At 33.5% G+C, this 26,108-nt stretch carries 26 protein-coding genes; 14 read left to right on the forward strand and 12 right to left on the reverse strand.

The features are described 5' to 3' along the window. The first annotated feature begins 3 nt into the window (after positions 1-3). From OD803_RS03535 to OD803_RS03550, 4 genes are all read left to right on the forward strand, one after another. Positions 4-912, forward strand: a complete 909-nt coding sequence (locus OD803_RS03535; RefSeq protein ID WP_262732371.1) for a metal ABC transporter solute-binding protein, Zn/Mn family — start codon at positions 4-6, stop codon at positions 910-912. Between the two features lie 237 nt (positions 913-1,149). After that, positions 1,150-1,923: a metal ABC transporter ATP-binding protein gene (locus tag OD803_RS03540; protein ID WP_262732372.1), complete on the forward strand. Its 774-nt coding sequence runs from the start codon at positions 1,150-1,152 to the stop codon at positions 1,921-1,923. Between the two features lie 125 nt (positions 1,924-2,048). Next, entirely contained in the window at positions 2,049-3,176 is a 1,128-nt protein-coding gene (locus OD803_RS03545; RefSeq protein WP_262732529.1) for a metal ABC transporter permease, read from the forward strand. Continuing rightward, the gene (locus OD803_RS03550) at positions 3,169-4,329 is read left to right on the forward strand and encodes a metal ABC transporter permease (protein ID WP_134198408.1); all 1,161 of its coding nucleotides are present in this window, start codon (positions 3,169-3,171) and stop codon (positions 4,327-4,329) included. Before OD803_RS03545 ends, OD803_RS03550 begins: the two co-directional genes overlap by 8 nt. Here OD803_RS03550 and OD803_RS03555 read toward each other — a convergent pair. Together OD803_RS03555 and OD803_RS03560 are read right to left on the reverse strand one after the other, a co-directional pair. Beyond that, a complete protein-coding gene (locus OD803_RS03555) occupies positions 4,319-4,525 on the reverse strand; it encodes a hypothetical protein (RefSeq protein WP_262732373.1) in 207 nt (68 codons plus the stop codon). The genes OD803_RS03550 and OD803_RS03555 overlap by 11 nt on opposite strands. Next, entirely contained in the window at positions 4,526-5,305 is a 780-nt protein-coding gene (locus tag OD803_RS03560; protein ID WP_129759681.1) for a TerB family tellurite resistance protein, read from the reverse strand. It abuts the gene before it with no gap. A 191-nt stretch (positions 5,306-5,496) separates the two neighbouring features. Here OD803_RS03560 and OD803_RS03565 point away from each other — a divergent pair, with 191 nt between their 5' ends. The 4 genes from OD803_RS03565 (at position 5,497) to OD803_RS03580 (ending at position 7,830) form a co-directional block, all read left to right on the forward strand. Then, on the forward strand, positions 5,497-5,907 hold the full coding sequence (locus OD803_RS03565) for a BrxA/BrxB family bacilliredoxin (protein WP_129759682.1): 411 nt from the start codon (positions 5,497-5,499) through the stop codon (positions 5,905-5,907). A gap of 87 nt (positions 5,908-5,994) precedes the next feature. Next, complete coding sequence (locus OD803_RS03570) at positions 5,995-6,732, forward strand: lysophospholipid acyltransferase family protein (protein ID WP_262732374.1); 738 nt, start codon at positions 5,995-5,997, stop codon at positions 6,730-6,732. Continuing rightward, positions 6,729-7,385: an HD domain-containing protein gene (locus tag OD803_RS03575; protein WP_262732375.1), complete on the forward strand. Its 657-nt coding sequence runs from the start codon at positions 6,729-6,731 to the stop codon at positions 7,383-7,385. The genes OD803_RS03570 and OD803_RS03575 overlap by 4 nt, the downstream gene beginning before the upstream one ends. Continuing rightward, positions 7,372-7,830, forward strand: a complete 459-nt coding sequence (locus OD803_RS03580) for a GNAT family N-acetyltransferase (RefSeq protein WP_262732376.1) — start codon at positions 7,372-7,374, stop codon at positions 7,828-7,830. The genes OD803_RS03575 and OD803_RS03580 overlap by 14 nt, the downstream gene beginning before the upstream one ends. Here the strand turns inward: OD803_RS03580 and OD803_RS03585 are convergent. Then, on the reverse strand, positions 7,827-8,708 hold the full coding sequence (locus OD803_RS03585) for an AraC family transcriptional regulator (RefSeq protein WP_262732377.1): 882 nt from the start codon (positions 8,706-8,708) through the stop codon (positions 7,827-7,829). The genes OD803_RS03580 and OD803_RS03585 overlap by 4 nt on opposite strands. A 211-nt stretch (positions 8,709-8,919) precedes the next feature. On the opposite strand from OD803_RS03585, the gene OD803_RS03590 reads away from it, so the two are divergent. Further along, complete coding sequence (locus tag OD803_RS03590) at positions 8,920-9,531, forward strand: hypothetical protein (protein ID WP_129759687.1); 612 nt, start codon at positions 8,920-8,922, stop codon at positions 9,529-9,531. 69 nt (positions 9,532-9,600) lie between these two features. Here OD803_RS03590 and OD803_RS03595 read toward each other — a convergent pair whose 3' ends face one another. Next, a complete protein-coding gene (locus tag OD803_RS03595; protein WP_262732378.1) occupies positions 9,601-10,674 on the reverse strand; it encodes a PA0069 family radical SAM protein in 1,074 nt (357 codons plus the stop codon). A gap of 273 nt (positions 10,675-10,947) precedes the next feature. On the opposite strand from OD803_RS03595, the gene OD803_RS03600 reads away from it, so the two are divergent. The 3 genes from OD803_RS03600 to OD803_RS03610 all read left to right on the forward strand — a co-directional run bounded on the left by OD803_RS03600 (position 10,948) and on the right by OD803_RS03610 (position 13,086). Beyond that, on the forward strand, positions 10,948-11,364 hold the full coding sequence (locus OD803_RS03600; protein WP_262732379.1) for a hypothetical protein: 417 nt from the start codon (positions 10,948-10,950) through the stop codon (positions 11,362-11,364). A gap of 253 nt (positions 11,365-11,617) precedes the next feature. Further along, positions 11,618-12,472, forward strand: coding sequence for a hypothetical protein (locus OD803_RS03605; RefSeq protein WP_262732380.1), 855 nt, complete (start codon positions 11,618-11,620; stop codon positions 12,470-12,472). Between the two features lie 86 nt (positions 12,473-12,558). Continuing rightward, positions 12,559-13,086, forward strand: coding sequence for a hypothetical protein (locus tag OD803_RS03610; RefSeq protein ID WP_262732381.1), 528 nt, complete (start codon positions 12,559-12,561; stop codon positions 13,084-13,086). Positions 13,087-13,101: 15 nt separating this feature from the next. Here the strand turns inward: OD803_RS03610 and OD803_RS03615 are convergent, their stop codons facing one another. The 8 genes from OD803_RS03615 to OD803_RS03650 form a co-directional block, all read right to left on the reverse strand. Continuing rightward, positions 13,102-13,884 carry an enoyl-CoA hydratase/isomerase family protein gene (locus OD803_RS03615; RefSeq protein ID WP_262732382.1) on the reverse strand — a complete coding sequence of 261 codons (783 nt, stop codon included), beginning with the start codon at positions 13,882-13,884 and terminating at the stop codon, positions 13,102-13,104. 2 nt (positions 13,885-13,886) lie between these two features. Further along, the gene (locus tag OD803_RS03620) at positions 13,887-15,344 is read right to left on the reverse strand and encodes a sensor histidine kinase (protein WP_262732383.1); all 1,458 of its coding nucleotides are present in this window, start codon (positions 15,342-15,344) and stop codon (positions 13,887-13,889) included. Positions 15,345-15,421: 77 nt separating this feature from the next. After that, entirely contained in the window at positions 15,422-15,970 is a 549-nt protein-coding gene (locus tag OD803_RS03625) for a CopD family protein (protein ID WP_131506308.1), read from the reverse strand. After that, positions 15,970-19,059, reverse strand: coding sequence for a WD40/YVTN/BNR-like repeat-containing protein (locus tag OD803_RS03630; protein ID WP_262732384.1), 3,090 nt, complete (start codon positions 19,057-19,059; stop codon positions 15,970-15,972). Before OD803_RS03630 ends, OD803_RS03625 begins: the two co-directional genes overlap by 1 nt. 50 nt (positions 19,060-19,109) lie before the next feature. Continuing rightward, positions 19,110-20,462: an MATE family efflux transporter gene (locus OD803_RS03635; RefSeq protein WP_134198400.1), complete on the reverse strand. Its 1,353-nt coding sequence runs from the start codon at positions 20,460-20,462 to the stop codon at positions 19,110-19,112. Between the two features lie 8 nt (positions 20,463-20,470). Then, positions 20,471-21,490, reverse strand: coding sequence for a ferrochelatase (gene hemH / locus OD803_RS03640; RefSeq protein WP_262732385.1), 1,020 nt, complete (start codon positions 21,488-21,490; stop codon positions 20,471-20,473). Positions 21,491-21,499: 9 nt separating this feature from the next. After that, complete coding sequence (locus OD803_RS03645) at positions 21,500-22,096, reverse strand: hypothetical protein (RefSeq protein WP_262732386.1); 597 nt, start codon at positions 22,094-22,096, stop codon at positions 21,500-21,502. 45 nt (positions 22,097-22,141) lie between these two features. Then, complete coding sequence (locus tag OD803_RS03650) at positions 22,142-23,041, reverse strand: helix-turn-helix transcriptional regulator (RefSeq protein ID WP_262732387.1); 900 nt, start codon at positions 23,039-23,041, stop codon at positions 22,142-22,144. Positions 23,042-23,234: 193 nt separating this feature from the next. Here OD803_RS03650 and hemA point away from each other — a divergent pair, with 193 nt between their 5' ends. Continuing rightward, positions 23,235-24,500 (forward strand): glutamyl-tRNA reductase, encoded by a 1,266-nt coding sequence (gene hemA, locus OD803_RS03655; RefSeq protein ID WP_262732388.1) that lies wholly within the window; start codon positions 23,235-23,237, stop codon positions 24,498-24,500. Further along, the gene (hemC, locus tag OD803_RS03660) at positions 24,493-26,082 is read left to right on the forward strand and encodes a hydroxymethylbilane synthase (protein WP_262732389.1); all 1,590 of its coding nucleotides are present in this window, start codon (positions 24,493-24,495) and stop codon (positions 26,080-26,082) included. The genes hemA and hemC overlap by 8 nt, the downstream gene beginning before the upstream one ends. Positions 26,083-26,108: the final 26 nt, after the last annotated feature.

A 26,108-nucleotide genomic window follows, 5' to 3' on the forward strand; every position in this document is an offset into this window, starting at 1 on the left:
ACCATGAAAAAAATACTATTTGTTGTAATAGCAGTAACATTATTAGGCTGTAAAAAAGACAAAAAAAGCAATAACAAACTCAATGTGGTTACCACAACAACCATGATTACGGATTTGGTTAAAAACATTGGAGGAGATAATATTAACCTTCAAGGATTAATGGGAAGTGGTGTCGATCCTCACCTTTACAAGGCAAGCGAAGGCGATGTTACCAAATTGGTAAATGCCGATATTATTTTTTACAACGGATTGCATTTGGAAGGTAAGCTCGTTGAAGTCTTTGAAAAAATGGAACGAAGTGGAAAAACGCCAATTGCCTTAACTCATGTCATTGACAAATCTACCTTAATAGGTTCCGACTATTTTGCTTCAAATTACGATCCTCACGTATGGTTTAATATCGATTATTTTATCAGCTTTGGAAGTGAAGTGTCAAGGGTTTTACAAGAAAAAGATCCTGAAAATGCCCAACTGTATGAGGAAAATTGGCAAAACTACTACAAGCGTCTTTTAAGCTTAAAGGCTGATATCACATTAAAAATTGAAGAATTACCTAAGGAAAAACGCGTTTTAGTAACAGCTCATGATGCGTTTAATTACTTTGGAAGGTCTTACGATTTTGAAGTTGTTGGCCTACAAGGACTCTCAACAGCAACTGAAGCTGGTGTTCAAGATGTTCAAAAATTATCAGCTTTTATTATTGAAAAAGGCATTAAGGCTATCTTTGTAGAAAGTTCAGTGCCAAAACGTACTATTGAAGCACTGCAAGCTGCAGTAAAATCTAAAGGTCACAATGTGGAAATTGGCGGAACTTTATATTCAGATGCGCTTGGAAATGCTGGAACCGATGAAGGTACTTATATTGGCATGTTTGAGTACAATGTAAACACTATTGTTAATGCGTTGAAATAGTTGTACAGTATTCAGTAGCTGTTTGCAGTCAAACTTTTACTGATTTTAATAACGTTTAAATTCCGACGAAGTCGGAAAACATCAAAATTCAGAAATAATGAGTGAAGGAATGAAGGTGCGAAGCAAAGCTTCAAGCACGAAATTCCGATAACGAATGATGCTTCAGCAATTTCCTAATTTTGATTTTGATTTTTTGGTTCGTTTTGTATCAAGACAAAATGAATAGAAACAAAATTTATGAAAAAACAAGTTAAAAATATAGAGACTCCTACTTCTACAAGAGTGATTGCTGTACAAGTCGATGATTTAACGGTTGCTTATAACTACAAACCTGTACTTTGGGATATTGATTTAGAAATTCCTGAAGGTGTTCTTATGGCTATTGTTGGACCAAATGGCGCAGGGAAATCGACACTCATCAAAGCCATATTGGGTATTTTAAAACCTATTGCTGGTAGTGTTTCTATTTATGGAAAACCTTACGACAAACAACGTGATTTGGTTGCTTATGTGCCTCAAAAAGGAAGTGTAGATTGGGATTTCCCAACAACAGCCTTAGATGTAGTAATGATGGGAACTTATGGCAGTTTAGGTTGGATTAAACGTCCTGGTCAAAAAGAAAAAAAAGCAGCTCTTGAAGCTTTGGAAAAAGTAGGTATATTGTCTTTTAAAAACAGGCAAATCAGCCAGTTATCTGGAGGACAACAACAGCGTATTTTTTTAGCACGAGCTTTGGTGCAAGACGCTTCAATATATTTTATGGATGAACCTTTTCAAGGTGTTGATGCCACTACTGAAATTGCCATTATCAATATTTTAAAGGAATTGCGAAAAGCTGGAAAAACCGTTATTGTCGTACATCACGATTTGCAAACTGTTCCTGAATACTTTGATTGGGTAACTTTCTTGAATGTGAAAAAAATTGCCACAGGTCCTGTCAAGGATATTTTTAATGATGACAACCTGACTAAAACCTACGGCATTAATTATAAAGTGAGCATACAAGAGTAACAATTGACAATGAATAATGAACAATAGAAAATATAGATTCCGCATCAACACTTTGATAAGCTCAGTGTGACATTGCAAAATGAAAAAACAAAAACTAATGTCTAACCTCTAACAACAAAATACCAATAGACTTTCTAGAATACATAGAACTCGTAATTAACGATTACACCTTAAGAACCATCACACTTGGAACCGCAATTCTTGGTGCTGTTACTGGTATGTTGGGTAGTTTTGCTGTACTTCGAAAACAAAGTTTACTAGGAGATGCTATTTCCCACGCAGCTTTACCAGGAATTGCAATTGCATTTTTAATTACTGGAGCAAAAGACAGCAATACCTTATTGTTAGGAGCTTTAGTAAGCGGGTTACTTGGTACGTTCTGGATTAGAGGTATCATTACCAAAACACATTTAAAATCGGATACTGCATTGGGCTTGATCTTATCCTTGTTCTTTGGTTTTGGAATGTTATTGCTCACCTTTATTCAAAAACAACCCAATGCCAATCAAGCTGGATTAGACAAATACCTGTTTGGTCAAGCGGCAACCTTAGTGGAAAGCGATGTGTGGTTAATGGCTATCGTGACTGGACTGTGCTTATTGGTGCTTTTACTCTTTTGGAAGGAATTCAAAATATTATTGTTTGATAAAGACTATGCAAAAACATTAGGTTTCAACACCAAAACCATTGACATCCTAATTACGAGCTTTATTGTTTTAGCCATTGTTTTAGGCTTGCAAACTGTAGGTGTGGTTTTAATGAGTGCTATGTTATTAGCACCTGCTGCAGCTGCAAGACAATGGACCAATAGCTTGAGTAAGATGGTGCTTTTAGCTGCTATTTTTGGCGCCTTTTCAGGAGTGTTTGGTACTGCCATTAGCGCAAGTCAGAACAACCTATCCACTGGTCCTGTTATTGTTATTGTAGCATCAGTGTTTGTTGTTGTGTCCTTTATCTTTTCTCCAAGTAGAGGATTATTGTTCAGACAAATCCGATTTATTGCCAATAGACGCGATTTGGAACAGCAAAAAACCCTAGCCTTTATGTACCATATTGCTGAAACCCATGAAGACATTTCGCATCCTCATACCATTAAAATCTTAAATAACTTTCAAGGGTTTACACGTAAAACACTGCAAAAACTGGTTGATAAAGACTATGTCACCATTGATGGCACGATGTGGAGTTTAACTCCAAAAGGCTTTGAAAAAGCCGCTAACCTATATAACCAACAACACAAGACCGATGAATAGCGCTCAAATTGAAATACAGCTCATTGCCAGTTTGGTTGCTGTGGCTTGTGCCATTCCTGGAACGTTTTTAGTGCTTCGAAAAATGGCAATGATTAGCGATGCTATCAGTCATTCTATTTTACCAGGAATTGTAATTGGATTTTTCATAACGCAAGACCTCAACTCGCCTTTACTTATTTTGTTAGCAGCCATCACAGGAATTATTACAGTGGTTTTGGTAGAGCACATTCAAAAAACAGGTTTGGTAAAAGAAGATACTGCAATTGGATTGGTATTTCCTGCCTTGTTTAGTATTGGCGTAATTATGATTGCTAAAAATGCCAACGACGTGCATTTGGATGTAGATGCTGTACTTTTGGGCGAATTGGCTTTTGCGCCTTTTGACAGACTTTTTATTGCAGGAACTGATGTTGGTCCAAAATCGTTATGGATTATTGGCGCTATTCTACTTATTACCTTAGGGTTACTTTTTGCTTTTTTTAAAGAACTAAAAATAAGCACCTTTGATGCTGGATTAGCAGCTTCACTCGGGTTTTCTCCTGCTTTAATTCATTATGGGTTAATGACTGTGTCTTCGGTAACTACTGTTGGTGCTTTTGATGCTGTTGGAGCTATTTTGGTCGTAGCTTTAATGATTGCACCTGCCGCTGCTGCTTATTTAATAACTACCGACTTAAAGAAAATGCTCTTACTCGCTATAATATTTGGTGTGTTTAGTGCTATTTCAGGCTATTGGTTTGCACACTGGTTAGATGCTTCAATTGCTGGCTCAATAACAACTATGCTAGGTTTACTTTTTTTAATTGTGTATTTGTTTGCTCCAAGTAAAGGCTTAATAGCAGTAATGTACCGAGAAAAACAACAACGTATTGAAGTGTCTTTACTTACATTTTTACTGCATTTAAAAAACCATGACGATATTGAAGAACGTCATGTCAATCACCTCAACGAACATATCAATTGGCAAAAAGTGCGCAGTAAAACCGTATTGGATTTGGCTCAAAAGAACAATATGATTGAAATTGACAATAAGATTGTGTCACTTACCGAAAAAGGCGACGAATTTACTTCAAAAGCAATAGATTATATTATCACAAACGAAGATGCCCAAATTGAAGACATGAAAGACGATTTCTTTTTGTTTAGAGGTTGATTGACTTTTCGTTTTCTATTCTTTTATCCTTTATAGTTAAAGTTTTATCAACCCTCTCTATTTGCTGTTTTTCAAAAGTACTTGGATGCTCTAAAACACCTAAACTTGAATCTGGATTTTCTTTTGTGTTAATAGTAAGCTTGATAATGATATAAGCCAGTACAAAAACGACGATAATTCCTATAATCCAGTACATTTAAAATCGTTTTTCCTTTTGTAGTTTTTCGTACGCTTCCTGTACACGTCTAAACTTCTCTTCAGCTCCTTTTTGGTGTTCTTCTCCTAGATGGGCTACCCTGTCAGGATGGTATTTTTTTGCCATTTTACGATAGGCAGCTTTAATTTCATCAACAGTTGCATCTTTAGTGATTTCAAGTATTTTATAAGCACTATCTGTACTGTTGTAAAACATGGCTTTAATACTTTCAAAATCGCGTGAACTAATGCTTAAATACCCTGAAATGGTATAAATTTGTCTTACTTCATCTTCAGTAACGTGTCCATCAGCTTTTGCTATTCCAAATAAAAAATGAAGTAGTTGTAAACGTGACGCATGATCCATCATACTTCGTATTTGCATACAAACTTGTCTTGTAGAAATATTCTGCTTACTAATACTTTTAAAGAGTCTAAACGCATTATTTGCTCGGTCTTTACCATACATATTGGTAAACTGTTGCCTTACAAAATCCAGTTCTCTTTGGTCTTGGTTACCATCGGCTTTTATAACTATAGACGCTAAAATGAGTAGACTTACTTCAAAATCGCCAGATTGTGTTTGTTTTGGTGCCTTAGTTGGTCTTGAGCTATAACGACCTTGTCTTGTACGTTTTGGTTCACTTTGTCCTAAAAGCGGGCCTCCATTTCCATTGGTCATAGCATCAACAATACTACCTAAAGCTAAACCTACAATTGCTCCTATTGGACCTCCAACAGACCAACCAATTGAAGCTCCAATCCATTTTGAAAAACTCATATGTGTATTTTAATTTTATAAGGGACTCAAATATACTATAGTTAGTAGTTTTTTAACAGCTTTTGTTACTGAAATTACCCATTGAAAACCTAAATGGTTCTATTTATTCTAACAACTACAATCTGTCGATTGACTGCTATTTTTCCGTATCTTTGCACAATAAATTATTAATCTTATAAAATTTACGATATATGTATCCAGCAGAATTAGTAAAACCAATGCGCGAAGATTTGACCAATGTTGGTTTTGAAGAATTACATACTGTTGAAGCTGTTGATGCTGCTTTAGCAAAAAAAGGAACAACTTTAGTAGTTGTAAACTCGGTTTGTGGTTGTGCTGCAGCAAATGCACGTCCAGGAGCTAGAATGAGTTTACAAAATGCTAAACGTCCTGATCACTTAGTAACTGTTTTTGCAGGTGTAGATAAAGAAGCTACTGATAAAGCTAGAGCTTACATGGTTCCTTTTCCTCCAAGCTCACCAAGTATGGCTTTATTTAAAGATGGTGAATTGGTTCATATGTTAGAGCGTCACCACATTGAAGGTCGTCCAGCTGATATGATTGCTGACAACCTAGTTGATGCTTATAACGAGCACTGTTAATTTGCTACAACATTAAAGAATTATGAAAAAACCACGATATAGTCGTGGTTTTTTTGTGCATACATTTCATTGAATTACTTTTGTAATATGACAAAACTTTTTGCCTACCCTTTAACGGTTATTTACTTTATATTGTTTGGATTAACGCTAGTTATTTTTCATCCAATACAATGGCTGTGTCTTAATGTATTTGGGTATAAAGCTCATAAGATAAGTGTAGATTGGTTGCAGTTTTTTATTATGCGATGCCTTAATGTTTTAGGTACTCGTTTTTCGTTTTCCAATCCGTATCAAATTAGCAGTAACCAACCAGTTATTATTGTTGCTAACCACCAAAGCATGTACGATATTCCTCCTTTAATTTGGTACATGCGAAAACATCATGTAAAGTTTATTAGCAAAAAAGAATTAGGTAAAGGCATCCCAAGTGTATCGTTTAATTTACGTCATGGTGGTTCTGCATTGATTGACCGAAAAAACCCAAAACAAGCCATAAAAGCTATTGAAGATTTTTCGCACTATATTGAAACCACCAAGCGTGCAGCTGTGATTTTTCCTGAAGGGACAAGAAGTAGAACTGGAACACCAAAACCTTTTCAAAGAAAAGGACTACTTACCTTGTTTGAGCATATTCCTTCTGCAACCATAGTTCCTGTAACCATAAACAACTCATGGAAAACCTTGCGTTATGGTAAATTTCCAATGGGACTTGGAGCTCATATTACGTTTACTGTTCATGAACCTATAATTTTAAACGACAGTAAAGACCATATTGCACTTATTAACAATATTGAACAGACCATAACTTCTTCAGTAAAATCATGACTAATCAACAAATAATTGACGCTACTAAAGCTTATGTAAAAGAGGCTCTTAAAAATGCCGAAGGTGGTCATGATTGGTTTCATACCTTAAGAGTATACAACAATGCTGTATTGATTTCTAAAAAAGAACCTGTTGATGATTTTGTAGTACAACTTGGAGCATTACTACATGATATTGCTGATAGTAAATTTCATAATGGAGATGAAACGGTGGGTCCTGAAATGGCAAGAGTATTTTTGTTTGAACTAAATATTGATTCCTTAATTATTGAGCATGTTGTAAATATTATAAAACACATTTCCTTTAAAAACTCTCTAAGTGGAAACGCTGAATTTACATCTAAAGAATTACAAGTTGTTCAGGATGCTGATAGGTTAGATGCCATTGGAGCTATTGGTATTGCACGCTGTTTTAATTATGGTGGTTTTAAAAACAGACCGTTGTTTGACCCTTCAATACAACCCAACATGAATATGACCAAAGAGGAATACAAAACCTCTGCAGCACCTACAATAAATCATTTTTATGAAAAGCTATTGTTGTTAAAAGACAAAATGAATACCAAAACAGGACAACAAATTGCCTCTAAAAGACATCAATTTATGGAAACCTATCTAGAGCAATTTTATGCAGAATGGGATGGGGAACGCTAAATTTACTTTTAAAACACTAGAAGGCATTCCTTCTAAAAACAACTTAAACGAAATTTTAACCGTTTATAAATCTGTTTTTGAAGACTATAATATCGATTTTTTTAACGACCGAATTCACCAAAAAGAAGACCTATTAACTCTACTTTGTTATCATCAAAAGCAATTAATTGGTTTTAAAATTGGTTACAAGTATAATGCTAGTACTTTTTACAGTTGGGTTGGTGGCGTTTTACCAGAATACAGAAAAAATGGTATTGGAAAACAACTATCGCAATTGCAAGAGCAAGCTATAAAGCAAAAGGGTTATAATACGTTAAGAACCAAATCCATGAATCGTTTTAAGCCTATGATGATTTTAAACCTTAAAAATGGCTTTGACATTAAAAGTGTTTACACAAATAAAACTGGTCAAACCAAAATAGTGTTTGAAAAGCAGCTTAATTAATTGTGGATAATACGTTTTACTTCGCCTCTATATTTTGATGCACTTTTACCTGTTACTTCCTTAAAGACTTTATTAAAGTGCGAAAAGTTATTGAATCCGCACTCATAACACACATCAGTAATACTAATTTGACTTTCAGAAAGTAGCTTGGTAGCATGCACTACTCTATACTCATTAACAAACTTTGTAAAGGTTTTTCCTGTTACCTTTTTAAAGTATCTACAAAACGCAGGTACTGTCATACTCACTTTATCAGCAATTTCATCTAAGCTTATATGCTCAGTAAAATTTTGATTGACATGTTTAAAAATGATGTCAATTTTTGCACTATCCTGAGCTTCGGTTTCAAAAGCAAACCCATCAGCATTTAAAAGTGTATAATCTTCGGCTTTAGCTAAAGTGTGTAAAATTTCAAGTAGAACCAGTATTTTTTTAAATCCTTCCTTTTTAGCAAACCTTTCAATTTTATCGCCTAATTTTTTCTTGGTTTTAACTCCAAACAAAATACCTTTCTTAGAACGTTCAAACAAGTTATTAATACGTTCCATTTCAGGAATATTAAAAAAATGTGTTCCTAAAAAATCAGGTTTAAATTGAATTAAAGTTTGCGAACCGTTAATGGTTAAACGGTCAGTAAATCCATTATGAGGTAAGTTGGGACCAATTAACAGTAATTGACTATTATTAAAATACGATAAGTGATTACCTATATGACGCTTTCCTTTTCCTTTGTTTACGTAAATAAGTTCAATTTCAGGATGAAAATGCCAAAACGGTTTTACTTCTTCTTGAAACGTGTAGTTTTCATGTCGTCTCACAAAAATGGAACTTCCAAATTCTGGACTAATTTTTTCGAGTGTAGGTTTTCGTGTTATCATACCCATAACTTTCAATGCAAAATTACAAGTAATGAAATTAAAAACCTATTTAAAATTACCTCAATTATATACTATTTTAACAACCTATAGTTATAGTATTGTTAATAGAGTTAATTCTGTATATAAATTAGGAAAAATTGATGTTTTTAAACCTTGCGTTTCAGTGTACTTTTGAAGTGTCCAAAATTATTAACCTAAATATTTATATGTCATGAAAAAAGCAATTAAAAACAGTATCGTTATGGTAGCTATTATTGCTGCCATGGTAACCAACGCAAATGCAACTGCTACTTTAATAGTTGGTAAGGAGAAAAAAACAATGTTAGCATTAGACGATGTTAAACAAGGACAGCAACTACTAATAAAAGATGTTAATGGTATTATACTATATAAAGAAACCATAAACGCAACAGGAACATACAATAATTTGTTTGACCTTACTCAACTTCCTAATGGAGATTACTTTTTTGAGTTGAACAAGGATGTTGAAATTAATGTCATTCCGTTTAAAGTTGTAGAAAACAGAGTAGAATTTAACAAGAGTTTAGAGTCTAAGGTCTTTAAACCTATTTTGAGAATGGAAGACAACCGTTTGTTTGTATCAAAGTTCTCGTTAAACAATGCGCCTTTAAGTTTAGAAATTCATTATGCAAATAATGAAGCTACTCATAAAGATTTTGAATTAATCTATTCTGAAAACATAGATAGCACTTCTCAAATTTTTGAACGTGTTTATAAATTAATGAAGGGTAACACAGGAGATTACAAAGTTGTAATAAAAACAGATGGAAGAGAGTTTACCCAAACCGTAAAAATGATTTAAATTGATTATTTAAATAATGTTAGAATGTTAGTTAGTAAAGCGGCAAACCTTTGGTTTGCCACTTACTTTTTAAAACAACTTTAACTGTCCGTCTTTATACTGCTCATTCAGTTCAGTATTCAACTTAGGCATTGCCTTGTCTTTAAAATACTTTTTACGCGCTAATCGCACTAGCATATTTATTTGTTCAGCTATTTTACCTTCTCCTCTCATACGTGTTCCATAACGCGAATCGTTGAGATTACCACCATGACAACTTTCAATTTGGTGCAATACCTTATCAGCTCTGTCTGGTAGTGTTTTTTTAATCCAATCGGTAAAAATCTCACCAATAGCTCCATTTAATCGCACAATAGTATGCGCTATTGATAATGCTCCAGCTTCAGACACTGCTTTTGCTAACGGTAAAATTTCATGACTATTTATAGACGGAATTATAGGTGCCAACATCACATTTACAGGAATGTTGTTTTGCGATAACACTTTTACTGTTTCTAACCGCTTTTTTATTGTTGCTGTTCGTGGTTCTAAAACGCGTCTTGTAGTTTCTGACAATGAAGTAATGGATATATTAACGTTGATAAGATTATCTTTTGCCAAGGCTTTTAAAAGCTCCAAATCTCTTAATATTAGTGCGTTTTTAGTAATGATTGCCACAGGATGCTTGTATTTTAAAAACACCTCTAAACACTGCTTTGTAATTTCAAACTCTTTTTCGGCAGGTTGGTAGCAATCCGTATTACCAGACATAACAATAGGATGCGCTTTCCAGCTTTTCTTTTTTAGTAGTGCTTCTAGAAGTTTAGGAGCATCTTTTTTCACCAAAATGCGACGTTCAAAATCCAATCCTGCACTATAACCCCAAAACTCATGACTGTTTCTGGCATAGCAATAAATACAACCATGTTCGCAACCTTGATACATGTTCATAGAATACGCCATACCAACATCTGGACTCTCTACTTTATTAACGATGGTTTTAGGAAATACAGGTAAGTAAAGCGTTTTGTTTTTATCAGCCTCTTCACCTTCTTTAGCACAATATTCTAAAAAATCGTCTCGGATTTCATGACTGAGTTCAAAGAATTTATTGTGCACGTTTAGTTGTGCACCACGTCCTTTTATGGTAGGTTTTGGGTTCATAACAGTAAAGTATAAAGTGAGTACTTAAAAAAGTGGTGACTTAAAATTAGGGATTAATTGCTCTTGAAACTGTTAAAACAAAAATGGGTTATTAACAAACGCGAAAAAGAGTATTAAATCGCTTATGCTCTTGAATTTATAAAATAAATAGTCGAAATTCGTAGGGAATGGATAAAACGCTATACAACATTGTATACGGTAAAACCATTGTATATTTATCAACAGCCAATAGTTGGCAACAAGATGAGAAACCAAGTCAAAACAAAGAATAATTTGAATAAATCACTATTATTTTTATTCTTGATTAGTTTAGTTGTTAGTTGTAAAACTGAAAACTCAAACTCGAGTCAATTTAAAAAAGTTTTTCACAACGTTGAGGCAATTGGAGAATTAAAAAGTGGATCTTATACTTTTTGCGGAACTGTTGCAACAGAAGTTAATTACACTTATAGAACTGGAAAATGGAAATTTATCACGTCAGAAAACATAAAAATTGCGGAAGGAGAATATGACGTGCTTATCAGAGAAAATGATTCCTCAGGTGGTTGTGTATTTAAATACTTTGAAAGCAAAGTTGATTTAAAAAAATGGAAGTTCTGGAATAAAGATGGAGAAGTAATTGATCCAACAAAACGATTGATTAATATTATCGAATCCAAACAAGTAAAACACCGTTTATATTTAGAATAAAATCCAGTCGCCAACAACAATGTATAACCACAATCCTTTAACCAAAAACTATTGTATATTTATCAATAGCTAATGTTTATACAATATTAAAAAAAGCATCCTGAAAACATTAAAAGTAATATTACTGATTTTAGTTTTTGCAAGTATTGGGTGTAAATCCGATAGAAAACTCAATGGGAATTACTGTACTTGCCATAACGGACTTTATGCTGAACTGTATATTGAAAATGACTCTATTCAATCTGCTACGAGTATGAATTGGCTATCAAATTGGAGAAAATTTGAAATAAAAAATGACACTATTTATCATTTATCCTTTGGTGAGAGAGCAGATAAAACAAAAGCCAAAGTTAGTTATAGAGGAAAAAATGAATTTGAACTTTATTACCCTAAAGACAGTGTCGCTCACACTTTCAAAAAAATAAACTTAATAATTGACGACAACCTCACTTATGAGCAATTTTGGGATGGCTTTTATCAACGGAAAATAGAATTCGACTGCTTTACTGAATCTGAAACAAAAGCTAATTTTAAAACATCAATACCTGAATCTATTGATTCAACCGCAAATGACGAAGTATCCACAAAAAAGTTATTTACACTTGATTTTGAGAAAACTAAAGAAAAGGTAGACGCTACTGTTATGATATTTTTCAAAGAAATTGCTCTTGGAAATATTAATCCTGAATGGACTATTAATAACAAAGGGTATTATCAAGTAGATATGTTAAGCTATTTTAAAAAGTTAGACTCCCTAAATATTTTTGATTCTAGCTTTTATGAAGATGAATCTATCAGAATGAAACCTTGCATTGATGTTCTTGAAAAAATGAAAGTAAAAAAGGACGATAACTACGATGGTATTTGGGAACCTGAAAGTTGTTTTGCCGATTACATGTATTGGCTTAATGCTCAAGAAGAACCTGAATCTTATGAGATTACCAAAGGAAAAATTGATAATGACACAATAAAAATAGAAGTTAAATATGTGAGCATTTATGGAGCAAAAACCACATATTGGGATAATGTCCTACTCAATATAGAACTAATTGAAAAGCGTAATAGACTGTTAATCTCTAAAGCCTCCATAGTAAATTTAAATAAGTAACAAGTACTAGAATGTGCCTCAACCTTTACCCAAAAACTATTGTATATTTATCAATGACCAATAGTTGACAATAAGCTGAAAAATAAATGAATAAAGTTTATTATGCTGAAAAAGGATTATACGTCGGAATTACTGCAATTATTTGTGCTTTTTATTTTTTTGCACCAACTCTTTTTACTTTTAAAAGTTCACTAATCGAACAAAACGGAGAAATTGAAAATTTAAAAACTTTTTATACTCAAGTAGAAGATTCAAGAGGCTCAAAAAGCATTAAATCTGAACTTAAATTCACACTCAATTCGACACAAAGTATTTATATTCTAATGAAAAATATTGGGCAAAGTAGATATTATGAAAGATTCGAAAAATTAGAAAAACAATTAAAGAAATCGGAAAGAGCTACAGTATGGATAAAAAAAAATCAAAAAGAGGATTATAAACCAATAGTTTTTCAAATAGCTGATAGAAATGGAAAAATACTATATGATTTTGAGGAATCGAAGTCTCATTCAAAATTCGGATTTAGAATTTCTATCGGACTAGGGATTTTTGGAATCGGATTGTATTTAAGACATAGATATATGAAAAAATCCAGCTTACAACAACGTATATAGCTCATTATCTCTAAACTATTTCCTAGGAAAATCCGCTTTACGCTTTTCTAAAAATGCGGTAGTTCCTTCGGTGAAATCTTCGGTTCCAAAGCAGTTACCAAATTCTTCAATTTCAACAGCAAAACCATCAACACCATCTTTAAAATTGGCATTTACAGCTTTAATAGCTTTACTAATTGCCACAGAGGAGTTTCGCATAATTTTACCTGCAATTTTTTCAGCTAATGGCAATAAATCGTCTTGTGTAGTGACATGGTTTACCAAACCATAGTTTAAGGCTGTTTGCGCATCAATCATACCAGCAGTCATTACCAACTCCATAGCACGACCTTTACCAATAAGTTGCGGTAAACGTTGCGTACCACCATAACCAGGAATAACACCAAGAGAGGTTTCTGGTAAGCCCATTTTTGCATTGTCGCTCGCTACTCTAAAATGACAAGCCATTGCCAACTCTAGTCCACCACCAAGCGCAAAACCGTTAACTGCTGCAATAACAGGAGTGGATAGGTTTTCAACAAAATCGAACAATAATTCTTGTCCTTTTTGTGCCAATTTGCTTCCGTTTTCAACATCAAAATGCGCAAACTCACTAATATCTGCTCCTGCAACAAATGCCTTTTCACCACTTCCTGTAACAACAATAACTTTAACTGCTTTGTCCTTATCAGCAGTATCAAAAGCCTCGTGAAGCTCTTGTATAGTTGCTTTGTTTAAAGCATTGAGTTTGCTAGGTCTGTTTATTGTTATTTGTGCAATACTGTTATTGACTTGAAAAAGAATATTTTGGAAATCCATAGTTATTGTTTTGGAAAAGACACTTTAAAAGTGGTGCCTTTATTTTTTTGTGTTGTAAAGGTAATATTTCCTTTATAAGTTTCCACAATGTTTTTTACCATTGCCAATCCAAGACCCATTCCGCTTGACTTAGTCGTGAATTTTGGTTCAAATATTTTTTCTTTATTTTCTTCGGAAATGCCTACACCATTATCAGATATTGTGATAAGTACTTGGTCATCAACCTCTGAAACATTCACCACAATTTTCTTATCCTCTTGCTCTTCAGGAATGGCTTGTGTACCATTTTTTACAAGGTTTGTAATAACTCTTATAAGTTGGGTTCTATCAAATTTAGCTTTAATAACTTCTTTATCATAACTAAAATGAATGTACTCTTCACTAAAAATATCCAATGCTAGCTTAGTAATTTCAACCACATTAAGTATTTCATTCTTTTGAGCTGGCATTTTAGCAAAGTTTGAAAACGCCGAAGCTATAGAACTCATGGTATCAATTTGCTGAATAAGTGTTTTACTGTATTCATTCACTTTTTTATCGATATCAGGATCGTTGGCATCAAACTTACGCTGAAAACTTTGCACACTCAGTCGCATTGGAGTTAACGGGTTTTTAATTTCGTGAGCTACCTGTTTTGCCATTTCTCTCCAAGCTTGTTCACGCTCGCTAGTGGCTAGTTTTACTGCGCTTTCTTCGAGTTCGTCAATCATACTATTGTACGATTTTACAAGCGTTTCAATTTCTTCGCTAGAGGACTCTATTTCAATTTTCTTGTTTCGCTTTTCCAGTCGTGTTTCATTCATTTTATCACTTATTGTTTTAAGTGATTTTGTAATGTATTTTGACAGTAAATATGCTAACCCAATAGCAATAAGTAGCATAAACAAATACGCATACGACAAACGCTCTAAAAACTCTCTAAGCTCTTTGTTTAAGAAATCGTCGTCTTCAAGATAAGGTAAATTCAATATAGCTAAAGGCTTGAACTTAGTGTCTGTAATGTATGAATACGACGATTGATAATTCTTGCCGTTTTCAACACGTTTAATTACATATCTATGTTCGGCAGTATTAGAAATAGCATTCAGTATTTCAACATCAATGCATTTAGTTATAGTATCGTTTTTTGAAAAGCTTTCTTTAGAACTTTTTAGTATGGTTCCATCTAAATCATAAAGGTTAATTTGCAATTTATGAATGGTTGCAATCTCATGGATTTTTTCCTTAAATATCAACGGAATATTCTCAGTGTTTACAGGATAAGTAGTTTCTTTAATGGTAAAATCAATACTACTTTTTATGTTTTCTTCTTTACGTTCTAGTCGTTCTTTGTGATAGTCTTGGGCTTCTTCATTATACTGGTAAATGGTAACAATAGCTATTAAAATAGAAGCCAATAATACCAATAGTATCATGGCTATAAAAATTCTAAATCGTAAGGAGAGTTTTTTTAGTTTCATGTAATAGCTTGTGAAGCTAAAGATAACAATAATCGCACCAAACCACCTAAGGTGTTTTAAAAAACAGAAAAATGCATTTAAGGTCTCTTATTTTTTTCTCTAATGCGCTTGTACATTTTAAATCCTAGCATTAAAAGTATTGCTAAAACCACCAAACCAATAACACCAAAAACCCAAGAAATAGCATTTTTTAAAATGACTAAAAACACCACAGCAAAAAGGATAAATGTTGCTCCTTCATTCCATAATCGCATAAAGTTAGAGGTCTTCCTTATATCGTCTTGCTGCAGCTGTTTGTAAAATACATGCGTTTTATAATGATAGATAAAAAGTAACACTACAAATGTGAGTTTCACATGCATCCAAGGTTGTTGTAACCAACTTGGTATGAGTATAAGCAACCAAACCGCAAAAATGGTAGCTAAAATAGCTGAAGGCCATGTAATGATAGTCCATAATCGTTTGGTCATTAACTTGAGTTGCTCAGAAAGAATTTCCTTTTCAGGAGATGGTTTTTGAGACGCTTCAATATGATACACAAACAACCTAGGAATGTAAAACAAACCTGCAAACCAAGTGACCACAAAAATGAGGTGTAATGCCTTTATGTAATTATAATATTCCATTAATCTTCAACAAATAGATAATTTAATTGTTTTTCGTTAAATGCTGTATTAAAAGCGCTGATTTCAGTATTTATTAATTGATTAAACGCATCTAATTGTACATTGATTTTTTTAGTCAATTCATTTTTTACAGCTACATCCTGATCAGTTGGTGCAAAATCTCCCATACCAACTAAGGCATTAAGGTGTCCCAGCTTATTTGTTAGTCTTATTGGGAAGTTTAAAGGGTCTTGTCCACTTCTATTTTGAGTTTGATATAATGCTTCTTCAATTTTAGTAAAGTCTTCTTTTAGTTTTTTGGCAGCTTCTAGCAACTCTTTTAAATCGTCATTCCCTTTATATTGCGTTTCAAAGGCTGTGAGCTGTTCTTTTATGTTTCTTATTTTTTTAATAGACTTATGTGCTTTGTCCATAGTTTTATTCACATCAGTAATAAAATCAAACTGTTTTTGCATATCTGCCTGAGAACTTTCAGCTCTTGGGTCAGCAACAATATTGAATGTTTGGGAAGTAACATTACTGTTTACATTTAAGCTTACCTTATAAGTTCCTGGTATTGCTCTTGGACCATCAAGACTTGCCCACCATAAAATCATATCATCTAGTTTTTCGGCTCCATCGTATGTCATGTCCCAAACAAACTGGTTCATTCCTTCTTTAACTTCTAATGTATTTTTCTTTTTGTTTTTAGTAGAAAACGAATTGATAGTATCTCCTTTTTGATTGAAAAACGTCAAAGACACCTCATCGTTTTCTTTATCATATTTGTTTAAATCAAAATAGGTCATCACTCCATTAGGATGATTGGTTCCTGCTGTTTTACTTCCTGTTCTATAACCAGCACTCATCCTATAGGTGTCTTTTGGTTTGAATAATTTATTTCCTTCGGAAAAAGAGCCATACAGTTGATGTAACACTGTTAAATCATCAATAATCCAAAGGCTTCGTCCTTGAGTTGCAACAATTAAATTATTATCTTTAATCGTCAAATCTGTAATAGGAACAATAGGAAGATTTAACTGAAATGGTTGCCAGTTTTTTCCATCATTAAACGAAATATACATTCCCGTTTCTGTTCCTGCATACAGCAATCCTTTTTGTTTTGGGTCTTCTCTAAGAACTCTGGTAAAATGTTCTGAATTAATTCCATCAGTGATTCTTTTCCAAGTTTTTCCGTAATCGGTTGTTTTATACAAATAAGGTGTGAAATCTCCTGTTTTATACTTTGTACCAGCAACATAACATGTGCCAGCATCAAAAGCACTTGGTTCAATACTGTTAATCATCATCCATTCAGGCATTCCCTTAGGTGTAACATTTTCCCAGCTTTTTCCTCCATCTTTGGTAACATGAATTAATCCATCATCACTACCAACCCAAAGCAAACCTTCGGTAATTGGAGATTCTTGAGCAGCAAAAATGGTACAGTAATATTCTACCGAAGTATTGTCTTGAGTAATAGGTCCTCCTGAAGATTTTAATTTTTCAGGATCATTTCGTGTTAAGTCAGGACTTATAATATCCCAAGATTGCCCTTCATTTTCAGTAACATGAACATGTTGAGAAAACGTATATAGTCGGTTAGGATTATGCTTAGAAAACAGTATTGGAAAATTCCATTGAAAACGATATTTCATCCCTTCAGCTCCATGTCCCATTGGGTTATCAGGCCATACGTTTATAGCTCTTACAGTACCTGTTTTGTGATTTAATCGTGTTAAAAATCCGTCATAACTTCCACCATAAACTATGTCGTTATCTTCTGGGTCTACAGCAATATGAGCCGATTCTCCACCAGCAGTTGACTCCCAATCATCTTCAGTAATATATCGTCCATCTGTTCTATGCGAAATTCTTACTGTAGAATTGTCTTGTTGTGCTGCATAAATACGATACGGAAAATGATTATCGGTTGTAACACGATAAAATTGTGATGTTGGCTGGTTGTGATAGGTGCTCCAGGTTTCTCCACCATCATAAGTTACCTGAGATCCTCCATCGTCTCCAATAATCATTCTATTTGGATCTTCAGGTGCTATCCATAAATCGTGATGGTCTCCATGTGGTGCATTATACGAACTAAACGTTTTACCTCCATCAGTACTTTTATGGTATCTTACGTTTAGCACATATACCACATCTACGTCTTTGGTATCAGCATAAACTCTAGTATAATACCACGCTCTTTGTCGCAAGTTTCTATCACTATTAACTTTAGTCCAAGTTTCTCCTCCATTATCACTTCTATACAAACCACCTTGATCTTTATTTTCAACCATAGCCCAAACACGTTGATTGTTTATTGGCGATACTGACACTCCTATAATACCTAAAGTACCTTCGGCAAAGCCTTCATTGATTGATATTTCTGTCCAGGTTTCACCTCTATCAGTACTTTTCCAAAGCGCAGATCCTTCTCCACCTGAACTTAAGCTGTAAGGCGTTCGTTGTACATTCCATGTGGAAGCATATAAAATTCTAGGGTTGGTTGGGTCAATCAATAAGTCGACAACTCCTGCTTGATTGTTAGCAAATAAGGTTTTTTTCCATGTTGCTCCACCATCTGTACTTTTATAAACACCTCTTTCTTGGGCTGGTTTATAGATGTTACCCAACACACCTGCATAAACGATATTATGGTTTGTTGGATCTACTGCAATTCTTGGTATATGACGAGACGTTTTTAATCCTGAAGATGTCCATGTTTTTCCTGCATCAACACTTTTCCAAATACCATATCCTGAAGATACATTACCACGAACGGTTTTTTCTCCTCCACCAACATATATTACGTTTGGGTCACTTTTAGATACTGTAATGGCTCCTATACTTCCACCAAAAAAACCATCGGAAATATTTTCCCAGCTTCGTCCTCCATCTTTTGTTTTCCAAATTCCTCCTCCTGTTGCTCCAAAGTAATATAGATTAGGTTGGTTTGGCACACCTGTTACTGCTGCACTTCTTCCTCCTCTAAAAGGACCGATTAAACGATATTCTAAAGCAGAAAAATCAGATTGTTCAAAATCTTGAGCATTAAAATTTAAGGTTGTAAAAATTAGACATAGCGAAAACAGAAAAGAGCGTTTCATTTTGGTTGGTTTTAATATCAATGTGGACTAAAAATAATAATTAAATACGGTTAATTAGATTCTGACACCAATTTTAACTTGACTTCACGATGTAAAAAGTAGGCTGTAACCAAGGTAGATAACACATCAGCAATTGGAAATGACATCCACACACCTAATTCTCCATAAAATTCTGGTAAAATAAATATCAAAGGAATAAAGAAAAAGCCTTGTCGTGTTAAGGTTAATAATAATGCTGGAGTCGCTTTTCCTATAGCTTGAAAATACGCTGCTCCTATCAACTGTACTGCAATTATTGGTGTAGCAGCAAATACCCAACGCATTGCACTAGGTGTTTGCTTAATAACTTCAGCATCGTGCGTAAATAATCTTGTAATAAACTCAGGAAATACCATAAGCAACACAAAAACCATTGTTGCTAAAATTACTGCATATTTAATAGCTGTATTAATGGTTTCTCTAACTCTACTATAAGCTAATGCACCATAATTATAGCCTGCAATAGGTAAAAATCCCTGTGTAATTCCATACACAGGAAAAAGCGCAAACATGAGCATTCTACCAACTATAGCATAGGCTGTTACCGAAGTTTCTCCTCCTAAATTGAATAATATGTTATTCATAAACAAGTAAGTAATGCTTACCACAGCTTGTCTAGCTAAAGTGACAAATCCAAGCGAACCAATTTCTGAAATTATACTTTTTTGCAACCTAAAATGTGATAGGTTTATTTTTAATTCGGAGTGTTTAGAAAAGAAAAACCAAATAATAAACCCTAAACATAAAACATAAGATCCAGTAGTAGCCCAAGCAGCTCCTTGCATGCCAAAATCTAAAACATTAATAAATACATAGTCTAGAATAAGGTTTCCAACAGAAGGAATCATCATTGCATACATGGCAAATTTAGGTTTACCTTCTGCTCTTATGACAGTGTTTCCCATCATGCTCAGTGCTAAAAATGGCACTCCATATAGCACAATTGTGTAGTAAATTTTAGCAGGTTCAAAAATAGCTCCTTTACCTCCAAAAGCAGGAATAATACTATCTACATAAGCTAATCCAAAAACTGCTAAAGTTGAAGTAAATAAAAGCGTTAAAGTTATTTGGTTACCAAAGGTTTTTAAGGCTTTTTCTTTATTATCAGCTCCTAACGCTCTTGATATTATTGAAGAACCTCCTACTCCAATACTCATTCCTAGAGCTGCAATAAAAAATGATACAGGCAATACTACATTAATGGCAGCAATAGCAATAGAGCCAATCCAGTTTCCTACAAATATGGTATCTACTAAAATATTTAAAGACATTACCAATATACCTATTGATGCTGGCACAGCTTGTCTAATCAATAGCTTACCTATAGGTTGCGTCCCTAAATCTGTAGCTTTTATTTTAGCCATTCATTGCTTTAGTTTTTACTTACCCAAGTATTAATCCATTTAGCCAATAGCTCAACAAACTCTTTATCATCGTTTAAACAAGGAATTGTAGTAAATTCTTCGCCTCCCATTTCATAAAAAATCTCTTCACCTTCCATAGCAATTTCTTCAAGAGTTTCTAGACAATCACTAACAAACGCTGGTGTAACAATAGCCATATTTTTAGTGCCTTGTTTTCCCATTCTTTCAATAGTTCGGTCAGTATAAGGTTGCAACCATGGGTCAAATCCTAATCTCGATTGAAACGATGTAGAGTAAGTACCTTCTTTAAGCTGTAATTTTTCAGCAACTAATCGTGTAACTTCCAAGCATTGATGTCTGTAACAAAACTCATGCGCTTTTGATGGTGTAACACAACAGCTTCCATCAATTTTACAATGTGATTTTGTGACATCTCTTTTTCTAATATGACGTTCAGGAACACCATGATAAGAAAACAATATGTGTTCAGGGTTTTTATCTTTTAAATGAAATCGAATAGAGTTTGAAAGTACCTCAATATAATCTGGCTTATTATAAAATGCAGGAACAGATTCAATTTTTAAATTTGGGAAAAATTCCTTTTGAAGTTCGCCAACCAAAACCGTAATTGTTTCGGTAGTTGCCATTGCAAACTGAGGATACAAAGGAAATAGCAACACCTCATCAACACCTTTATCTACCAACTCTTGTAATCCTTTTTTTATAGTCATACTTCCATAACGCATTGCTAATGCAATAGGAATATCAGTATGCTGTTGAATTCCTTTTTGTAAACGTTCAGAAATTACAATAAGCGGAGAACCTTCTTCCCACCAAATCTTTTTGTAAGCAGCTGCTGATGCCTTTGGTCTTGTTTTTAAAATAATTCCTTTTACTAAAGCTGCTCTTGCAGGATAAGGAATATCAATAACACGTTCGTCCATTAAAAACTCACCCAAATACTTTTTTACATCTTTTGGGTTTGGACTATCAGGAGAACCTAGATTTACAAGTAAAACGCCTTTCATAAATCAATTTTAATTATTTAGCAATTGTGTTCTAACGGTTTCTGGAACAATTTTGTCCACTAACATTTTAAGTGCATCGTCATTGCCTAAAAACTTCCATCCTTGATATTGAGGATCGTTAATCGCATACATTGTTGCACTCATTTTTATAATTAACGACATAGTGTCTAAATCATCAGTAACATTATCTTCACCAAATTGGGTTTGCATGGTGGATTTCATAAACATTAAAAATCCTTTTTTGTCTTCTTGGGTTTGGTTGTCTTCGGTTAAGAAGGTCATTTTCATTTTACTATCATAAAAAACGGCTGCGTATGCAATATCATCCACTTCCATTTTATCTGAAATTTTAGTAATATCATTAGCCAAAAATTCAATACGCATATCTTTAGCGTTAAACATTTGTTCCATACCTAATTTCATTTGAGCTCTTGGAGCCATATCAAATATTTTTGGATACATGTAGTCTAAAACACCATCAAAATTTTGAGTTGTCATATTGTTGAAATACACATTGACTTCTTTGGTGATTCCCTCTTTATGAGATTGAGAAAATGTTGAAAAAGATATAAGGTAAAAAAGGGCAAGCGTTAAAAAGTGCTTCATTATTAAATTTGTTTTTAGCAAAAATACGACAGTATTATTCAAGTTTTAGGTTAAAGACATTAAATACTTTTTTGGAGTTGTTCCATACTTTTTCTTGAAAGCTGAAATAAAATGGCTTGCAGTACTGTACCCAACTTTAAGTCCTACTTCGTTAACATTATTGTTTCCAGACTCTAGTAATTTTCTAGCAACTTCCATTTTATAATCAAATAAAAAACTAAAAACTGAATCGCCATAAATTTCTTTAAAACCTTCTTTTAGTTTCTTTAAGCTAAGTTGAATTTCATCAGCTAACTCTTGTAGTGTTGGAGGCTCTGTCATACGAGCAATAATGATATCTTTAGCTTTTCTAATTTTTATCACATTGGTTTCATCTACCAAAAATGGACATTGTTCAATATTTGCATCTTCACTTCTATTGAAATACAAACTTAAAAGTTCATAAGCTTTCCCTTTAAAGTAAAGGTTTTTGATTGACTTATTAAGGTTGTAATGAATAAGCTGAGTTAACACAACAGCCATTGATGGTGTAATTTTTCCATCTTTATAATACTTTTTATCCTTGTTATCATCACTTAGAAACGTAATATAATCGGCTTCTTGAGAAAACAAGCTATGGAATTTTTTAATAGAAATTAAAACCGAAACCAACCAACTATCAGGATCACTTTTAAGGTGAATAGGCAAATCGCGTTGTGGATTGTAAAGCAACAACGAATTTTCATCTTTAATCTCTAAGGTGTAATTTCCGTTGTTAAAAATAAAATTACTTGAGCCTTTTAAACAAAAGTGAAATTGTATAAAACTACTATCTATTTCTCGCTCAAGTGTTTCAACCTCATCATTATTGTTTTGATAAGTAAGCACATAAAAATCTTTATCAATTTCAACTTCGTTAAAAGACCCTTTAGCGATATTTTTTATGGTATTAAAACTTGAATTCATTTTAATATTATTTAGATTGATTCTAAACTAAAAGCTTTAAAAGCGCTGTTAATTCTACAAAAATATGACAATTATCACATTTTATTAAAAAACTACGTTAAAAAACCACAAGCGATACTTATTGTTCTTTGAGCGTTATTTTTTTGTCGATGATACTTATATTTTTGTTTTCATATTTTTCCAAATAGATTTAATGGAATACAATAATAAATCAAAGACGACCTACTTTTATGCTATTGGCTTAAGCTACAAAAAGGCTGATGCTGAAACTAGAGGACATTTTAGCTTAGACGAACAAGGTAAGCAAACCTTGTATCAACAAGCTAAAATCAATGGAGTTGAAAGCTTAATAGTTATTTCTACATGTAACAGAACCGAAATTTACGGTTTTGCTGAACATCCATACCAATTAATAAAATTGCTTTGCGACAACACAAAAGGTACTGTTGAAGAGTTTCAAAACGTAGCCTATATCTATAAAAACACCGAAGCTATTTCTCATATTTTTAGAGTAGGTTGTGGACTGGACAGTCAAATCCTTGGTGATTTTGAAATTATAAGCCAATTAAAAGTTAGCGCAAAATCTGCTAAAAAAGAAGGGTTACTTAACGCCTATTCAGAGCGTTTAGTAAATGCAGTAATACAAGCCAGTAAACGCATTAAGACCGAAACTGATATTTCTTCAGGAGCAACATCGGTTTCTTTTGCTTCAGTTCAATATATTTTGAATAATGTAAGTGATATTTCAAACAAAAATATATTGCTTTTTGGAACAGGAAAAATAGGTAGAAACACTTGCGAAAACCTTATTAAACACACCAAAAACGAACACATTACATTAATTAACCGAACAAAAACCAAAGCCGAAGAAGTTGCTGGAAAGTTTAATGTGTTGGTTAAAGATTATGCTAATCTTCAAGAAGAAATAAACGCATCTGACATATTAATTGTAGCAACAGGAGCACAAAACCCAACGGTTGATAAACACTTAATACAAAGTAAAAAACCTTTGTTAGTTTTAGATTTATCTATCCCAAAGAATGTTGACAGTAATGTAAAAGACTTGAGCAATATTACATTAATACACCTCGACGATTTATCTCAAATCACTGACGAAACACTTGAAAAACGTAAAGGTCAAGTTCCTTATGCCGAAACCATTATAGAAGAGATTAAAATTGAATTCAACAATTGGCTAGAAACAAGAAAATTTGCACCTACCATAAAAGCATTAAAACACAAGCTCAACGATTTTAAAATTGCTGAATTAGATTCGCAACGTAAAAAATTAGTCGATTTTAATGAAGCACAAGCTGAACTCATCAGCAACAATATTATTCAAAAAATAACCAATCATTTTGCACATCATTTAAAAGATGATGGCATTTCTACCATTGAAAGCCTTGAATTAATTAAAAAAGTATTTCAGTTAGAAGAACCTTCAAAAAACCATGTCTAAACTCATTAGAATTGGAACTCGCGATAGTGAACTTGCACTGTGGCAAGCCAAAACTGTACAACAACAACTAGAACAATTAGGGCACAAAACTGTACTTGTACCTGTAAAGTCAACTGGCGACTTAGTGCTTGACAAACCATTGTATGAGCTAGGAATCACTGGTGTTTTCACTAAAACATTGGACATTGCTATGCTTAATGGAGATATTGACATTGCTGTTCATTCTTTAAAAGATGTACCAACAATTTTACCTAATGGTATTGTACAAGCTGCTGTTTTAAAACGTGGTAATACTAAAGACCTTTTGGTATTTAAAAACAACGAAGAGTTTTTATCACAAAGAGAAGGTGTTATCGCAACAGGAAGTTTACGCAGAAGAGCGCAATGGCTTAACCGCTATCCAACTCACAACGTTGTAGATTTAAGAGGAAATGTAAACTTAAGACTTCAAAAACTTGAAAACAACGATTGGAATGGAGCCATTTTTGCTGCTGCAGGATTAGGACGATTAGGGATAAGACCTGAAACTTCAATCAATCTAGACTGGATGATACCAGCTCCAGCGCAAGGTGCTATAATGGTAGTTGCACTAGATGATGACGAAGAAACTAAAACCATTTGCCAACAAATAAACCACGAAGACACTGAAATATGCACCACTATTGAACGTCAGTTTTTAAGACTACTAGAAGGTGGTTGCTCTGCTCCAATTGGCGCATTAGCAATTATCAAAAACGAAGAAGTTCATTTTAAAGGTGTATTGTTAAGTCCTGACGGAAGCAAAAAAATTGAAGTTTCGCGTTCAGAAAAATTAGGCAACCATCATGACATTGCACAATATGCAAGCGATTATATTATTGAGCGTGGTGGCAAACGTCTTATGGATGATATTAAACATTCAGGCAAACCTACAAACATCTATTCTACCAAGTCTTTAACCGAAGACCAGCGTTTTCTGTTTAATGAAAATTTAGTGGTTGAAAGCAACGATGCTATTAAAATTAGCTTGAATAGAATTCCGCCTACTGTTTTAAAATCACCAATAGAAAACGTGATTATCACTAGTAAAAATGCAGTAGAAGCTATTTTAACCAATTGTCCAGCTGAAGAATTAAAATTTAAAAACATTTATTGTGTTGGTCGTCGTACCAAGCGATTAATAGAACAAAGAATAGGAAAAGTTACCCATTCTGAAAAGAATGCTAAAGCTTTAGCTGAATATATGGTTGAATTTATGGATGGTACTGAAGCTACATTCTTTTGCAGTGACATAAGACTTGAAGATTTACCAAATATTTTAAGCGAGCACCAAATAAAACTTAACGAAGTTGAAGCCTACCAAACAAAATACGATGCTTTAAAAGTTGATAAGGCTATTGAAAGTGTCATGTTTTATAGCCCTTCAACAGTAGAAAGCTTTGTTCAGCAAAACAACGCTGAAGTTGTTGCGTTTTGCATTGGAGAAACCACAGCTAAAGAAGCACAAAAGCATTTTAAAGATGTTCGTATTGCAAAAGTGCCAACTGTTGAAAGCGTTATTGAATTGGTGAATGAGTATTTCCTGCGAAAGCAGAAATCTTAAAACATAAAGTTACAATTAAACTAAAT

The organism is Gaetbulibacter sp. NE, from assembly GCF_025548475.1.
In the GTDB taxonomy this organism is placed as follows: domain Bacteria; phylum Bacteroidota; class Bacteroidia; order Flavobacteriales; family Flavobacteriaceae; genus Gaetbulibacter_B; species Gaetbulibacter_B jejuensis.

Coding starts and splice junctions, on each gene's coding strand:
- OD803_RS03560 (WP_129759681.1), bottom strand. CDS start 5,305: ATGAGTTTTTCAAAATGGATTGGAGCTTCAATTGGTTGGTCTGTTGGA.
- OD803_RS03595 (WP_262732378.1), bottom strand. CDS start 10,674: ATGAACCCAAAACCTACCATAAAAGGACGTGGTGCACAACTAAACGTG.
- OD803_RS03555 (WP_262732373.1), bottom strand. CDS start 4,525: ATGTACTGGATTATAGGAATTATCGTCGTTTTTGTACTGGCTTATATC.
- OD803_RS03565 (WP_129759682.1), top strand. CDS start 5,497: ATGTATCCAGCAGAATTAGTAAAACCAATGCGCGAAGATTTGACCAAT.
- hemH (WP_262732385.1), bottom strand. CDS start 21,490: ATGAAAGGCGTTTTACTTGTAAATCTAGGTTCTCCTGATAGTCCAAAC.
- OD803_RS03635 (WP_134198400.1), bottom strand. CDS start 20,462: ATGGCTAAAATAAAAGCTACAGATTTAGGGACGCAACCTATAGGTAAG.
- OD803_RS03630 (WP_262732384.1), bottom strand. CDS start 19,059: ATGAAACGCTCTTTTCTGTTTTCGCTATGTCTAATTTTTACAACCTTA.
- OD803_RS03550 (WP_134198408.1), top strand. CDS start 3,169: ATGAATAGCGCTCAAATTGAAATACAGCTCATTGCCAGTTTGGTTGCT.
- OD803_RS03625 (WP_131506308.1), bottom strand. CDS start 15,970: ATGGAATATTATAATTACATAAAGGCATTACACCTCATTTTTGTGGTC.
- OD803_RS03645 (WP_262732386.1), bottom strand. CDS start 22,096: ATGAAGCACTTTTTAACGCTTGCCCTTTTTTACCTTATATCTTTTTCA.
- OD803_RS03575 (WP_262732375.1), top strand. CDS start 6,729: ATGACTAATCAACAAATAATTGACGCTACTAAAGCTTATGTAAAAGAG.
- hemA (WP_262732388.1), top strand. CDS start 23,235: ATGGAATACAATAATAAATCAAAGACGACCTACTTTTATGCTATTGGC.
- OD803_RS03590 (WP_129759687.1), top strand. CDS start 8,920: ATGAAAAAAGCAATTAAAAACAGTATCGTTATGGTAGCTATTATTGCT.
- OD803_RS03535 (WP_262732371.1), top strand. CDS start 4: ATGAAAAAAATACTATTTGTTGTAATAGCAGTAACATTATTAGGCTGT.
- OD803_RS03580 (WP_262732376.1), top strand. CDS start 7,372: ATGGGGAACGCTAAATTTACTTTTAAAACACTAGAAGGCATTCCTTCT.
- hemC (WP_262732389.1), top strand. CDS start 24,493: ATGTCTAAACTCATTAGAATTGGAACTCGCGATAGTGAACTTGCACTG.
- OD803_RS03540 (WP_262732372.1), top strand. CDS start 1,150: ATGAAAAAACAAGTTAAAAATATAGAGACTCCTACTTCTACAAGAGTG.
- OD803_RS03650 (WP_262732387.1), bottom strand. CDS start 23,041: ATGAATTCAAGTTTTAATACCATAAAAAATATCGCTAAAGGGTCTTTT.
- OD803_RS03615 (WP_262732382.1), bottom strand. CDS start 13,884: ATGGATTTCCAAAATATTCTTTTTCAAGTCAATAACAGTATTGCACAA.
- OD803_RS03605 (WP_262732380.1), top strand. CDS start 11,618: ATGAATTGGCTATCAAATTGGAGAAAATTTGAAATAAAAAATGACACT.
- OD803_RS03570 (WP_262732374.1), top strand. CDS start 5,995: ATGACAAAACTTTTTGCCTACCCTTTAACGGTTATTTACTTTATATTG.
- OD803_RS03585 (WP_262732377.1), bottom strand. CDS start 8,708: ATGATAACACGAAAACCTACACTCGAAAAAATTAGTCCAGAATTTGGA.
- OD803_RS03620 (WP_262732383.1), bottom strand. CDS start 15,344: ATGAAACTAAAAAAACTCTCCTTACGATTTAGAATTTTTATAGCCATG.
- OD803_RS03610 (WP_262732381.1), top strand. CDS start 12,559: ATGAATAAAGTTTATTATGCTGAAAAAGGATTATACGTCGGAATTACT.